12 protein-coding genes are annotated in these 13,114 nt (G+C 70.9%); 5 read left to right on the top strand and 7 right to left on the bottom strand.

All coding sequences use genetic code 11. The annotated features are described in order from the left end of the window. Window positions 1-126: 126 nt before the first annotated feature. From AB0H32_RS41420 to AB0H32_RS41410, 3 genes are all read right to left on the bottom strand, one after another. A complete protein-coding gene (locus AB0H32_RS41420) occupies window positions 127-2,382 on the bottom strand; it encodes a VWA domain-containing protein (RefSeq protein WP_361132552.1) in 2,256 nt (751 codons plus the stop codon). A gap of 103 nt (window positions 2,383-2,485) precedes the next feature. Then, window positions 2,486-2,989: a Pycsar system effector family protein gene (locus tag AB0H32_RS41415; RefSeq protein ID WP_361132549.1), complete on the bottom strand. Its 504-nt coding sequence runs from the start codon at window positions 2,987-2,989 to the stop codon at window positions 2,486-2,488. Beyond that, the gene (locus AB0H32_RS41410; RefSeq protein WP_361132547.1) at window positions 2,926-3,345 is read right to left on the bottom strand and encodes a hypothetical protein; all 420 of its coding nucleotides are present in this window, start codon (window positions 3,343-3,345) and stop codon (window positions 2,926-2,928) included. Before AB0H32_RS41410 ends, AB0H32_RS41415 begins: the two co-directional genes overlap by 64 nt. A 225-nt stretch (window positions 3,346-3,570) precedes the next feature. Between AB0H32_RS41410 and pepN the strand changes: the two genes are divergently transcribed. Then, window positions 3,571-6,012 carry an aminopeptidase N gene (pepN, locus tag AB0H32_RS41405; RefSeq protein ID WP_361132544.1) on the top strand — a complete coding sequence of 814 codons (2,442 nt, stop codon included), beginning with the start codon at window positions 3,571-3,573 and terminating at the stop codon, window positions 6,010-6,012. Between the two features lie 220 nt (window positions 6,013-6,232). On the opposite strand, the gene AB0H32_RS41400 is transcribed toward pepN, so the two are convergent. From AB0H32_RS41400 to AB0H32_RS41390, 3 genes are all read right to left on the bottom strand, one after another. Next, a complete protein-coding gene (locus tag AB0H32_RS41400) occupies window positions 6,233-6,718 on the bottom strand; it encodes a GNAT family N-acetyltransferase (protein WP_361132541.1) in 486 nt (161 codons plus the stop codon). A 2-nt stretch (window positions 6,719-6,720) separates the two neighbouring features. Beyond that, window positions 6,721-7,428: a hypothetical protein gene (locus tag AB0H32_RS41395; RefSeq protein WP_361132538.1), complete on the bottom strand. Its 708-nt coding sequence runs from the start codon at window positions 7,426-7,428 to the stop codon at window positions 6,721-6,723. Window positions 7,429-7,664: 236 nt separating this feature from the next. Next, window positions 7,665-9,242 carry an alpha/beta hydrolase gene (locus AB0H32_RS41390; protein ID WP_361132535.1) on the bottom strand — a complete coding sequence of 526 codons (1,578 nt, stop codon included), beginning with the start codon at window positions 9,240-9,242 and terminating at the stop codon, window positions 7,665-7,667. Window positions 9,243-9,598: 356 nt separating this feature from the next. Here AB0H32_RS41390 and AB0H32_RS41385 point away from each other — a divergent pair, with 356 nt between their 5' ends. The 3 genes from AB0H32_RS41385 to AB0H32_RS41375 all read left to right on the top strand — a co-directional run bounded on the left by AB0H32_RS41385 (window position 9,599) and on the right by AB0H32_RS41375 (window position 10,294). Next, entirely contained in the window at window positions 9,599-9,763 is a 165-nt protein-coding gene (locus tag AB0H32_RS41385; RefSeq protein ID WP_361132532.1) for an NUDIX domain-containing protein, read from the top strand. Beyond that, complete coding sequence (locus AB0H32_RS41380; RefSeq protein ID WP_361132530.1) at window positions 9,760-9,897, top strand: hypothetical protein; 138 nt, start codon at window positions 9,760-9,762, stop codon at window positions 9,895-9,897. The genes AB0H32_RS41385 and AB0H32_RS41380 overlap by 4 nt, the downstream gene beginning before the upstream one ends. A 226-nt stretch (window positions 9,898-10,123) precedes the next feature. Further along, window positions 10,124-10,294 (top strand): hypothetical protein, encoded by a 171-nt coding sequence (locus tag AB0H32_RS41375; protein WP_361132527.1) that lies wholly within the window; start codon window positions 10,124-10,126, stop codon window positions 10,292-10,294. A 74-nt stretch (window positions 10,295-10,368) separates the two neighbouring features. Here AB0H32_RS41375 and AB0H32_RS41370 read toward each other — a convergent pair whose 3' ends face one another. Beyond that, window positions 10,369-11,430, bottom strand: a complete 1,062-nt coding sequence (locus AB0H32_RS41370) for a LacI family DNA-binding transcriptional regulator (protein ID WP_361132524.1) — start codon at window positions 11,428-11,430, stop codon at window positions 10,369-10,371. A gap of 315 nt (window positions 11,431-11,745) precedes the next feature. On the opposite strand from AB0H32_RS41370, the gene AB0H32_RS41365 reads away from it, so the two are divergent. Then, on the top strand, window positions 11,746-13,044 hold the full coding sequence (locus tag AB0H32_RS41365; protein WP_361132521.1) for an ABC transporter substrate-binding protein: 1,299 nt from the start codon (window positions 11,746-11,748) through the stop codon (window positions 13,042-13,044). The last annotated feature ends 70 nt before the right edge of the window (window positions 13,045-13,114 follow it).

Below are 13,114 nucleotides of genomic sequence, written 5' to 3'. Positions count from 1 at the left end.
CTTCTGGGTTTCCTCCCCCCTCGCGGCCGGGGCGGCCGCGGCTTCGTGCTGGGAACGGCCGTGGTGTGCGCGCCCGGTGGCCGCGGAGCGGTGTGCGGGCGGGCGGTGCGGTGCCCGCCCGCCACGTCACTCGTAGTCGGTGAAGGCGCCGCCTCCTGGGCCGGCACCGGGTGTGGGGGTGGCCTCCGGACGCGTCCGGCCGCCGTTCTTCGGGGGACGGCTGTCCTCGCCGAGGGACAGGTGCAGCGTGCCGGTCAGCGGGACCTGACCGCGGGCGGGCACCGGGGTCCGGCCGCTGCCCCGCTTGCGCAGGACCGCTCCGCCTTCGGGGCTGCGCTGGACGGCGTACGGGCCGTGCGGGCGCCGTTCGATGCGCGGGCTGCGGTGGGCCTCGGCGACGGCGAACTCGTACCACTGCTTGGTGCCGTGTCCGGCCAGGTGCTCGTTGAGCACGCTGCCGTCCTCGGAGACCAGCCGCAGCACGAGTCCGTGCGGGTCCCGGCGCCGGCGGCGCTGCCGTACCCAGGCAGCGACCGCCACGGCGGCCAGGACGACCAGGGCGGCGGCGGCCGCGAACGCCCACCAGTACTGGTCCCAGATACCCGGCCTGGGCGTGACCCGCACGGAGAGCGGGAGACCCTGGAGGGTCCGGTCGTGGTCGCTGGTGTCGACGACGGTGGCGGTGCCGGCGAGCTTGAGCCCGTCGTGGCCGAGGCGGTCGCCGAAGACGTTCGCGGGCGCGACCCGGACCGTCACCTTCCGGGTGCCGGACTCGCCGGGCTTGAGGGTGATCTCGGCGGGGCTGACCGAGAGCAGCCCGGGCTGCACATCGGCCACGGCGAGCCGCAGGGTGTGCGCGGTGCCGCTGGTGTTGTGGACGGACAGGGTGCCGCTGACCGTACCGCCCGGGTGGGTGCTCGCCGCGGGCAGGTCGAGCCCGGCGGTGACGGGCGGCTGGCCGGGAGCGGCCCAGCCGCCCTCGCTGCGGGTGTCGGCGCGCAGTCCCGAGGCGGTCAGCGTGGCGCTCACCTTCAGCGCCCCGTCGGCGGTCTGCGGGATCCGCACGGTGCCGGTGAAGGAGCCGTCGCCGGACGTGGCGTCGGGCGCCTTGCCGTCGTCGGTGAGGTCGAGGGCGAGGGGGCTGAAGCCGGCTCCGGTCAGTTCGCTGCGCACCCGCAGTCCCGAGTAGTCACGCGGGTCCTTGACCTCGTAGCCCTCGCGGGTCTGCAGCCGCATGGTCACGGTGACCTTGTCCCCGGGCTGCGGCGAGGGCGGGTCCATCGTGATGGCGCCGCGCAGTTCGCCCTGCCACAGCACGCTGACGGAGACCGGCAGGGAACGGTGTCCTTCGGGGGCCTCGGCCTTCACCTTCCAGGTGCCCGGCAGCGGGTCGACGATCTTCAGCGCCTCCACCGGGCCGGTGCCGCCCGCCAGCTCGAACTGCGACTTCTTGTACGTCCCGTGCGTGGGGACCTTGTCGCCGCTCGGGTCGTAGTAGGTGACCTTCACCTCGGGGTCGCCCTTGTCGACCACGATGCTGCCCACCGTGGCGAGCGGCGAGATGCCGACGCTCAGGGTGGCCGGAGGCCGCTTGCTGCCGCTGCCCTCTCCGTGACGCATGCAGTGGGCGGCGGCGAAGATGTCCTCCAGCGTGGAACCGACGTCCGCCGCCTTGACCTTGTGGGGTTGCGGGCGGGCGGAGGCCAGGTCGACGCAGCCCTTCTGGTATCCGCCGGCGGCCATCCGCTTGAGTTCGTCCAGGCGCGGGTCCGAGCCGAAGCCGAGCGGCCAGATCTGCACGTTCTGGGCGGCCGCCTCCTTGAGCGCGAGGCCCAGCTGCCGTTCGCCCTCGGCCTCGCGGTGCTCGCGGGGACCGTACTTGGAGCTGTCGGTGACGTCCATGTACCCGTCGGTCAGCAGGAACAGCACCCGGGGCTGGGTCGCGTCCGTGCCGTCGGTGAGGTCGTGCACGCCCTGGCGTATCGCGCTCGGGAAGTCGGTGCCGGTGCCCTCGTCCTTCGTGCGGCTGTGCAGCTTGCCCACGCAGGCGCCGATCGTCTCGCGGCCCGCCGCGTCCAGCCCGGTGCGCGGGCACACCGGGTCCACCGCGCGCTGGTCTCCGGACTCGGCGGCGGCGAACCCGAAGACGGTGACGTGGGAGTCCGAGGACACGTCACCCAGCGCGATCCGGGCGGCGGCTGCCTTCTCGGCCTTCATGTCCTCGGGTGAGAGGCTCGCGGACTCGTCCACCGCCACCGCGTAGTTGACCGCCGGAAACGCCGGTACGGAGTCCGCCGCCGGCGCCGGATCCTGACCGGCCGGTGCCAGCAGGGACGCGAACAACGCCGCGCCCGCCAGCACCGGGGCCGCGGCGCGGCGCATCCGGCCCCTGTGTGTCTGCCGTCTTCCCGTGACTGTTCCCACGGCCGTCCCCTGTTTCTTCGTTCGTCGCTGCATGGAGTGCTTGGTGCGGGCCGGCCACGCGTCAGCGCGGGGTCAGACCCCAGGCCAGTGCCAGGGCGGCCGACAGGGCGAGCGAGCCCATGCCCCAGCGGATGGCCCGGTACTTGGCGGACAGGATCGAGCTGACGTCCACGGCCTGGACGAGCAGCCATTCGGATGGATCGAGGCCGGCCTCGGCGACCTGCGCGGCCAGGCCCTCCAGGTCGCGGGAGGCCGCCAGGTCGCCGAAGTACGTCACCCCGGCCCCGCCCCGGACCGTTCGGGTGCGCGGCATCAGCGCGCCGATCAGCGCGATCACCGCACCGGCCCAGAGGAGGGCGGCGAGGACCAGGGTCACGTCGGCGGGGCCGTGCCAGCCCGGTGCGCCGTGCCAGCCGAGCAGGAACGCGGGCAGGGCGAGCGTCCCCGACAGCAGGACCGACGCCTTCGAGTCGGCCCGTCCGAGGTCCTCCCTGACCGTGCTCAGCAGCCGTTCGGCGATGCGCTCCCCCGCCCGGTCGTGGCAGTGCCGACCCCCGTCCGGCACAGGCCCGACCGGGTCAGCCGTTCGGAGGCCTTGTGCTCGGCGTAGAACAGTGCCCAGCGGTCGGCGAGGGTGACGAGGCAGGCGAGGGTGAGCACCCAGGCGAGCGCCCTGACCACGATGGGCAGGCCGGTGGCGCGGTTGCGACGGCGGCTGCCACGCCTGTGGTTGGGCGGTGACCAGGGCTCCTCGGCGTCGTCGCCCTGCGGGCCCGGTGTGTCCTCGGTGAGGAAGTCCTCGAGCGGATTGTCTGCCAGCGCTGCCAGTTCGTCGTACGGATTACGGCTGAGCGGAACCCTTTCGCCGGCAGGCCCGTCCGACTGAGCAGGATGATGCGTCTTTATGTGGGGGGTACGCATCGGGAGATTTGATCATATAACCCTACCCGCTCTGCAAGTCCGGCCCGAAGCAGGCTGCGAAATCGGCCACTTGGGGGCCCGCAACCGGTCCCGGCATCCGGGCGCACGCGGGCTCGAGGCCACGAAAGGGGCAGGACTCCCGGCGCGCTCGACACGCAAAAACCCCTGCGCGAACCAGCGCCTTGCGCCGTACTCTGGCGCCCGCTGTCTGACGAGGGAGAATGCATGACCATCCGGAGCCTGACGCGTACCGAAGCCGAGCGCCGCGCCGCGCTGTTGGCCGTCGAGCGGTACGACGTGGACATCGACCTCACCGGCCTGCCCGACGGGCCGGAGGTCCGGTGCGTGTCCACCGTGACCTTCACCTGCCACGAACCGGGCGCCGAGACCTTCGTGGACTGCGCCGCACAGGTGCTGAGCGCCACGCTGAACGGCAGATCCCTCGAACCCGCCGGGGACGGCCGGATACCCCTTCCCGACCTCGCCGGGCACAACGTGCTGCGCGTGGAGAGCGTCCAGGCCGACACGGCCACGGGCGAGGGTGTGCACAAGGCGACCGACCCCGCGGACGGCGAGGTCTACGTGTGGATGAGCTTCGAACCGGACGAGGCCCGGTTCGTCTGGGCGTGCTTCGACCAGCCCGACCTCAAGGCCCCGCACGCCTTCACCGTCACGGCCCCGTCGGCGTGGACCGTGACGAGCAACTCCGGTGACCCGCGCATCGAGGAACTGGACTCGGCCCGCCGCTGGACCTTCCCGGACACCCCGCGCCTGTCCGTGTACAACACCGTCGTCAACGCCGGACCCTTCCACGAGATCCGCCGCGAGGCCGACGGCCGAGACCTCGGTCTCTACGCCCGTCGCTCCCTCGCCCCGATCCTGGAACGCGACGCCGACGAGATCTTCACCCTCACCCGCCAGGGCCTCGCCTTCTTCGGCGAGGCCTTCGCGATGCCGTTCCCGCAGCGCAGGTACGACCAGGTGTTCATGCCCGAGTTCGGTGGGGCAATGGAGAACTACGGCTGCGTGACCTGGTCGGACGGCTTCCTGCAGCGGGTCACGCCGACGCCCGCCGAGAGCGAGCTGCTCGCGAAGGTGCTGCTGCACGAGATGGCGCACATGTGGTTCGGCAACATCGTCACCATGCGCTGGTGGGACGACCTCTGGCTGAACGAGGCGTTCGCGGAGTTCGCCTGCCACTGGGCCGCCGAACGCGCCACCCGGTACACCGACGCCTGGGCGGGCCACCTGGCGAGCGACAAACTCAAGGCGTACCTCGCGGACCAGGGCCCCGCCTCGCACCCGATCCACCAGCCCATCCACGATGTCGCCCAGGCCGCGTCGATCTTCGACAACATCACCTACCCCAAGGGCGCGTCCGTCCTCCAGCAGCTGATGACGTATGTGGGCGAAGAACGCTTCAGGGCGGGGATGACCGCCTACTTCGCCCGCCACGCGTGGGGCAGCGCCACGCTCCAGGACCTGATCGACGCGCTGTCCGAGGCCGGCGGGCGCGATCTGGACACCTGGCGCACGGCCTGGCTCGCCACGGCGGGCACCGACCGCTTCTCACTGGAACGCGACGGCGACGACGTCACCCTGGTGGCCGACGGCACCCCGCGCCCCCAGGTGCTGGCGGTGGGTGCGTACGGCAGGAAGGGCGACGTCCTGGAACGCCGGGCGCTGGTGCGCGTCGAGGCGACCCAGACCCGAACTCCGGTGACGGGCCTCCCGCCCGAGGCGGACATCGACGTCCTGCTGATCAACGACGAGGACCTGACCTTCGCCACGGTCCGCCCCGATCCCGCGAGCAGGGACGCCTTCCTCCGGACGGCGGCGCAACTGCCCACGGCCATCTCCCGGGGCGTGGCCACCGCGACCGTGTGGGACATGCTGACCACCGGCGAAGCCACGGCCGCCGAGGTCGGGCGGTGCATCACCGCGGTCCTCGTGGCCGAGACGTCCGACGCCGTGATCGAGCCCTGTCTGACCCTCGCCGCGAACATTGCCGAACTCTGGGCGCCGGAGGCCGAACGCGCGGGGATGACGGCCGAGGTGGCGGCAGCCTGCCGGCACCTTGCCGCGGACCCGGGCCGCCGTCAGGTCGCACTGCGCGGCCTGGCTCGCACTGCGACGAGCCCGGACGACCTGGCCTGGCTGCGCGAACAGGCGGGCGACGACGTGGATCTGCACTGGCGTGCGCTGGTCCGTGAGGCGGAGCTGGGCGGGGACGTCTCGTCGGAGGCGGCCCTGCTGCTCGAACGCGACCGGGACCCCGACGCCTGGGTCCGCGCCCTCACGGTACGGGCCGCCCTGCCGGACCCTGCCGCCAAGGCAGAGGTGTGGCAGAAGCTGGTGGAGGACCGCGCGGTCCCCGTCCATTCGGTCGGGCAGGTGGCGGCGGCGTTCTGGCGCCCCGCCCAGGAGGCCCTGCTGGCGCCCTACACCCGGCGGTATCTGGAGGCGATCCCGCAGCTGCACCGGGGCGGAATGATCCCGGCGATGGTCTTCGCGAACACCCTCTTCCCCCCGTATGCCATCGAGCCCGCGTACATCGAAGAGGCCCGGCAGGCCGCCGGCCAGGCGACCCCGGTAGTCCGCAAGACCCTCCTGGAACGCTCGGACGTGGTACGGCGCATGCTGGACTCCCGCACCAGGACGATCTGACCGGAGGCCGGCTCCGAGGGCGTCGGCCGCCTGCCCGGCACCGGGCAGGCCCAACGGGCGGCCGGCGCCCCGGGTCGGTTCCGGCCGACGCCTGTCACCCTGCCGCCGAGAAGGAGCGGCCGGTACCGGAACGCGGGGCGGTTCAGCTCCATGGCTACGGTTCAGCTCCATGGCTACGGTTCAGCTGCCAGGGTTGCGGTTCAGCCGCCAGGGCTGCGGATCAGCCCCCGAGGCCGAGGACGAACGTCAGCCCCGGCCGACCGGACAGCACCGTCTCGCCGGTGACGGTGAACCCGACATGGCTCAGTACGGCCCGCGACGCCGCGTTGTCGAGGGTGGTCGCGGCCCGCAGGACGGTCAGTCCGTACCTGCTGACGGCGAGGCCGCACACCTCCCGCACGGCCCAGGTGGCCAGCCCTCGGCCCGCGGCCCGCTCCGCGATCCGATACCCGAGATCGGCGCCGCCGTCCGCCACGTCCACCAGGTTCACCCGCCCCAGCACTTCGCCCGCCGTGCCGACCAGGACGTGGAAACAGCAGTCCCCGGCTCGCTGTTCGGCAAGCAGGGCACGGTGCCGCTCGTCGAACCGGGCGAAGTAGTCGTCGCCCCGGTCGGGTATGGAGGCGGCGAAGTAGTCCCGGTTCTCCCGCTCGAAGGCGAGCAGGGCCGGGGCATGGTCCGGACGGAGCAGCTGCAGCTCGGGCATCGTCAATCGATCGCCTTCACCATCTCGGAGCGGATCCGGAGCGTGGTCCGGGCGGCGAACTTCAGATCGGCGTTCGCGTCGGCGTCGAGGGTCATCTGTGCGACCCGCGCCCACGTGTTGCCGTCCGCCCAGGCGCACACCGGGTAGGTGAGATACCTCCCGTCCGGCCAGGTACGGTGCAGCACTTCGCAGTCGACCGTGACGCCCGAGCCGGACGGGGTGACGTCCTCGGGAGCCACGAGCACGGTCACGTGGCCGGCCGCGTCGTGGTTCGCCAGGACCCGGGCGCGCACCGTGGCGGTGTGCTTGAACCGGCCGTACATGCCCGTGACCACCAGTGTGCCCTGGTCGCCGCCGTCCGGGACGTACTCCCCGACGACGCCGTGGGCGGCTTTGGCGTCCCAGCCGTGCGCCCAGTTCCTCTCCAGCGTCCGTCCCAGCGTCCCGGACTCGTCCCGGGCCAGCCTGTACCGGCCGTCGAGCAGTGTGCGGGGCAGCGTCAGAGTGGAGCGGGCCCGGGGGAACCCGCCGTCCAGTTCCCTGCCGATCAGCACGAAGGCCATCAGGACCGCGACGAAAGCGACGAGGATGCCGCCGACGATCCCGAGAAGGAGGCCGACCCCGCTCTTCTTCGGGGGCAGCGGAACGATGGGCGGCGCCCCCCAGGGGCAACCCGGCGGGGTCTGCATGGCCGACGGTGGCGTGGACACGCCAGCACGGTACTTGATGCGGACGCCCGTGCCACGCTCGGCCCTTGGTGCCGGGGCCGAGCCGTCAACGGGCTGCCGCCGCCGGGCCGTCGAGGCAACACTGCGCCGGCCGGCCGGGCGGCGCCGGTGCCTGCACCGCCGCCTCGGCCTTCGTCCCCGGCCTGCAGGTGCAGACTCCAGGGGAGGACGACATCGGCCGGGGTGGAGGTGCCGGCGGCCGGCCCTCGGTGCCGCGATCAGAAGCGGGGCGCTCCGGGCGTGCGCTGCGGCATCGGGAGGACGTGCTGGTTCACGCCCGGGTTCCGGCGGCCGGAGGCCTGGCAGGTGACGTCCTGCGCCGGAAGCTTTCCGGTGCTCAGGTAGGCGTTGACCGTGCGGTTGGCGCACGCGCGCGGGTCTTCGGAGTAGACACCATGACCCTCGCCGCCCTCGACGTAGACCATGCGCGAACCCTTCAGGGCGTGGTGCATGCCCAGGCCGCTGGTCAGGGGCGTCTGGGGGTCCCACTGGTTCTGCACGGTGAGGATGCCCACCTTGTTGTCGATCTTTGTGGCGGGCTCTGCCGTGGTGCCCCAGTACGCGCAGGGCGTGATGTTGGAGCCGAAGTCGCCGTACAGCGGGTACTTGGCCTTGTCCCGGATCGCGTCACGCCGGTACTGCTCGGGGTCGTGCGGCCAGGCCGCGGTGTCGCCGCAGACGACGGTCCAGAAGACGGCGGAGGTATTGTCGGCCGGCGTCGCGGCGGAAGCCGCGAAACGACGCGGTTCCTTCTCGTCGTCCGGCGCGGCGGAGCGGTGCGGGGCCGGCCTGCCGTCGGCGGCCTTCTTCAACTCGACGACGGCCTCCGCCGCGCTCTTGGGGCTGAAGAACTCGGGGCGCAGAGCGGCACGGATGTCGTCCCCGGTGAGCTTCCTGCCGTTGGACTCGACCGGATCGCGGTCGGCCCGCGCAACCAGGTTCCAGAACGTCTTCTTCACCTCGGCCGCGGTGGCGCCGAGCTTGTAGGTGCCGTGGCGCTGCGCGGTCCACTTCGTCCAGCGGGTGAACGCCGGCTCGCTGCCCTCCGCCCATACCTGGATCATGCCCCGCCAGACCCGGGCCGGATCGACCGCGCTGTCCAGCACGAAGCGGTCGGTCCGGCCGGGGAACATCTGCGCGTAGACGGCACCCAGATACGTGCCGTACGAGGCGCCCAGGTAGGAGATCTTCTTCTCGCCCAGTACGGCGCGGATGACGTCCATGTCCCGGGCGGTGTTGCGGGTGGTGATGTGCGCGAGCTTGTCGCCGTTCCTGGCACGGCACTTGTCGGCGACGGTTCGCGCCCACTTGACGTCATGGCTGAACGTCCGCGGCCTGTAGGGGTGTTCGATGTTCTGCTCGGTGTCCGTCAGGCCGCAGGTGACCGGGCTGCTGCGGCCGACGCCGCGCGGATCGAACCCGATGAGGTCGTACTGCTCGCGGACCTTCTTGGGCATCGAGTACTTCATCAGGACCGGCATGTCCAGGCCCTCGCCGCCGGGACCGCCGGGGTTGAAGAGGATCGCACCGTGCCGCTTGCCCGGCACGCTGGTCTTCATACGGGAGATGGCCAGCTCGAGCGTCTTGGAGCCGGGTCGGCCGTAGTCCAGTGGGACCTTGATCGTCGCGCACTGGAACGCGGCGGTCGTCGACGCGTGGCAACGGTGCCACGCGGGCTTCTGGTTCTCGAATCTCTTCAGGGGTTCTGCCGCGGATGCCTGTGCCGGGGCGAGGGCGGGGAGCACCGTTGCCGTGATCCCCACCGCGAGCAAGGGCGCCATGCGTCCTGTCCGCACGATGGCCGTTCCTTTCGATCAACTTCCAGGTCGGAACGACCATTTCGTGTCGGCGGTCACGAGCGAATCCATCTGCGGGGCGGTCTTGCTACGCCTCCCGGCGGACACAGGAAGAGACGTACGGTGGAGAACCCGACTGGCCCCAATTTCATCCGCGTCTGGTGGAGGTGGATCCCAGTGTGGGTACGGCCGGGAGGTCCGCGCGTCGTACTCGTCCGCCGGCAGTGGTCACATGGCCGGCTGTCCTTCTGGCCCAAGGACCCCTGGAACGCGGTCTTCGCGGCTGCCGCCACCGCATCAGTGCCTCTCGCCGGCCGACGGTACCGGACCGCCGGCCCTCACATACGGTCTGTGGCATGACGGGAGAGGCAGCGAAGACCCCGGTGCCCCGAGTGCAACTCGTCATGGGCATCGTCCGCAGAGGCCACGAGGTCCTGCTCGTCCGGGAGAGCCTCGGCGCCGACGGCGAGCTGCTCTGGTCCCTTCCCGGAGGCGGGGTCGAGGACGGTGAGCTCATGTGAAGCTGCTCGGCGGGCTGGACAGCATGGCGCAGCGGGACCCCGTCGTCGGGTATCCGATCGGACGGGTCGCGCCCGGCGCCACCTGGCCGTACCGCCACCAGGGCAACGAGGAGCTGCTCGTCGCCCGCTGGTGACGCGAGGACGGGACGCTCGTCGTCCGCTGGTGGCGCGGCGTGATCAAGCGATTGGCCCCCGCGTGGCCCGCCGCCCCGGGACCGGCGGGCCGGAGCCTCGAAAGGCGCCGACGCGGGGTAAGCGGAACCTACGCTTCCGAAAGCGAAAACGGAAGCCCTTTTTCCTATTGACCCCTCAGCCTGCACAGACGCACTCTGAACCCCACGCGCCGCAAGGGAGCAGAGCATGAGCCGAGCCACCGACACACATCGCGTCGTCGAGTACTGGACGGACAAGGGCACCCACGTGATCTTTCCCGTCGCGAGAAACGATGAAGTCGACCGCATGAGCGACGACCAGCTGATCTCGAAGTACGGAGACCCCGAGGACGGGGCAGTCGCGCGCATCGTCCCTTAGGCCGCTACGGCGCCGGCTCCTGCCCGAAGCTGCCGGCGGCTGATCCAAGTGCCCTCCCTGCCCGCGCCGGACCCTCAGGCGCGCCGGTCTTCGGAGGCGCCCTCGCTTCGGGGAGCAGGCGGCGGGGCCGTTGTGCCCCGTGGGATCAAGTGCGTGGGCAGGACGATGTGGCGCGTGTGGCCCGCGTCGGAGTCCTGGATGAGCTGCAGGGCCAGTTCGCCCGCCAGGCGGCCCATCTCCGAGGGGGACTGGGCGACCGTGGACAGATCCGTCCACTCGGCCACCTGATGGTCGTCGAAACCGATGACGGAGATCCGCTCGGGCACCTGGATCCGCGCCTTGCGCAGGGAGTGGATGATCGCGATGGCCAACTCGTCCATCTCTGCGAAGATCGCGGTGGGCGGCTCCCGCAGGCTCAGCAGTCTTCCGACCCCCTCGGTGATGTCGCGCCTGTCCTCGAACGACATGGTGACCACCAGGTCGTCGTCCATCGGAATGCCCGCCTCGGCGAGCGCCTGCCGGTAGCCGAGCAGTCGCTCGCGCGAGCTGAAACAGAAGCCGCTGGCGCCCACGGTCGGCGCGAAGGCGATCCGGCGGTGCCCGAGGTTGAGCAGGTGGCGGGTGGCCTTGCAGGCTCCGTCCGCGTCGTCGACGTACACGCTCGGGCGGCCCTCGGCGTGCTGGCTGACATAGATGACCGGCATCCCGAGGTCGTCCAGCCGTACGGTCTCCTCGTCGGTGAGGTCGAACCCGAACACCGCCAGCGCGTCGGCGTTCCGCCGGGCCGGGAGGTGCTCGAAGAACGCGGTGCGCTCGCTCATGTCGGATATCACGTAGACGGTCAGTTCCATGCCGGCCGCGCGCAGCAGCGGGCCCAGGCTGGACAGTGCCGATCCCATGAACCACGAGTTGAGCGTGGGCACGAGCGCCGCCACGACCCCGGTCTTGCCCGTGACCAGGCTGGCGGCCTGCCGCGAGACCGCGAAGTTCAGCTCGCGGGCGGCCTTCTCGACCCGGGCGCGGACCTCCGGTGAGACGGTCGGCAGGCCGCGCAGGGTGCGCGACACGGTGGACGGGGACACCCCTGCCCGTTCGGCGACGTCGGCCATCGTGGGGAGCCGTGGAGCGGATGACATGAGCGGAAGTTAGCACAGATCTGCTCTTCTGCCTGCCCTCTCGTGACAGCGCTGTCACGATCTTCAATGAGGGTAATTTTGCCCAATTTGCCCGCAATCAAGTTGCGCCATCCATCGAAACTCGGCGGTGCTACCAGCCAGTTACGCATTGACTTCCCGTAGGTGCACTCCTAGCGTGCAAGCGTTGTCTCGACGAGGTCGCACCCCCTTCAGGGTGGTCGCCATCCGCCTCCATGACCTGCGCGTTTCATGCACACAACGCCGTGACAGCACTGTCAGCCACGCTTCGGTTCCGCACGACCCAGGAGAAAGACAGTGAAGATCAGGACCACCAGAGCCCTCCAGTGTTCGACAGCGCTCGCAGCCGCCGGGCTCCTCGTCACCTCCTGCGGCTCCTCCGGAGACGGCGGATCCGGGGCGCCGGCCGGGAGCATGTCGTTCCAGGGCCGTGGCCCCATCACGTACGTGGCGGGCAAGGACACGTCCGGCGTGGTCCCGAAGGTCATCGACCGGTGGAACAGGCTGCACCCGAAGGAGAAGGTCACCTTCATCCAGCTGCCGACGGATGCGGACTCGCAGCGCCAGCAGATGATCCAGAACGCGGAGACGAAGTCCGACGCCTACACGGTGCTCTCCCTCGACGTCGTGTGGACGTCGGAGTTCGCCGCCCACCAGTGGATCGACCGCCTGCCCGAGAAGCAGTTCCCGCTGCAGGACATGCTCAAGCCGGTGGTGGAGACGGCGAAGTACCGCCGCAACCTGTATGCGGCCCCGGCCAGTTCGGACGGCGGACTGCTGTACTACCGCACCGACCTGCTGAAGAAGGCCGGCGTGACCAGGCCCCCGGCCACCTGGTCGGAGATGACGGACGACTGCGCCAAGGTGAAGAAGCTGTCCGAGGCCAAGGGCATGTCCTGCTACGCCGGGCAGTTCCAGAAGTACGAGGGCCTGACGGTGAACTTCGCCGAGGCCGTGAACTCCGCGGGCGGTGTCGTCACCGACGCGAACGGCAGGCCGCACGTCGACACCCCCGAGGCGAAGAAGGGCCTGGACTTCCTCGCCGGCTCCGTCAAGGACGGGACGATCCCCAAGGAAGCCGTCACCTACCAGGAGGAGGACGGCCGTCAGGCGTTCCAGTCCGGGAAGCTGGTCTTCCTGCGCAACTGGCCGTACGTGTACGCCCTGGCCGAGAAGTCCAAGGTGGCGGGCAAGTTCGCGGTCGCCCCTCTGCCCGGCCTGAACGGACCCGGCTCCTCCAGTCTGGGCGGCCACAACCTGGCCCTGTCGTCCTTCGCCAGGAACAAGGCCACGGCGCTGGACTTCATGAAGTTCTTCAGCAGCGAGGACAGCGCGGGCACGTTCCTCAAGGACGCCTCCCTCGCTCCGCCGTACACGGGTCTGTACGACGACGCCTCACTGGTCAAGCAGTATCCGTACCTGCCCGTCCTCAAGCAGTCCATCCTGCGGGCCGTGCCCCGCCCGCGGGTCGTGCAGTACGGCGACGTGACATCGGCGATCCAGCAGGAGACCTACGCCGCTCTGACCGGCAGCAAGAGCAGCGCACAGGCGCTGAAGGACCTGCAGAACGAACTGCAGCACGCGACGGCGCAGTGAGGAGCCGGGCCATGGCCGACATCAAGACCCCGCCCGGAACCGCAGCCGAGGCAACCGGGCCGGCCGGCCC

The organism is Streptomyces sp. NPDC020362, assembly GCF_040642095.1.
GTDB lineage: Bacteria > Actinomycetota > Actinomycetes > Streptomycetales > Streptomycetaceae > Streptomyces.
This window is presented reverse-complemented; position numbering and strand designations above follow the sequence as displayed.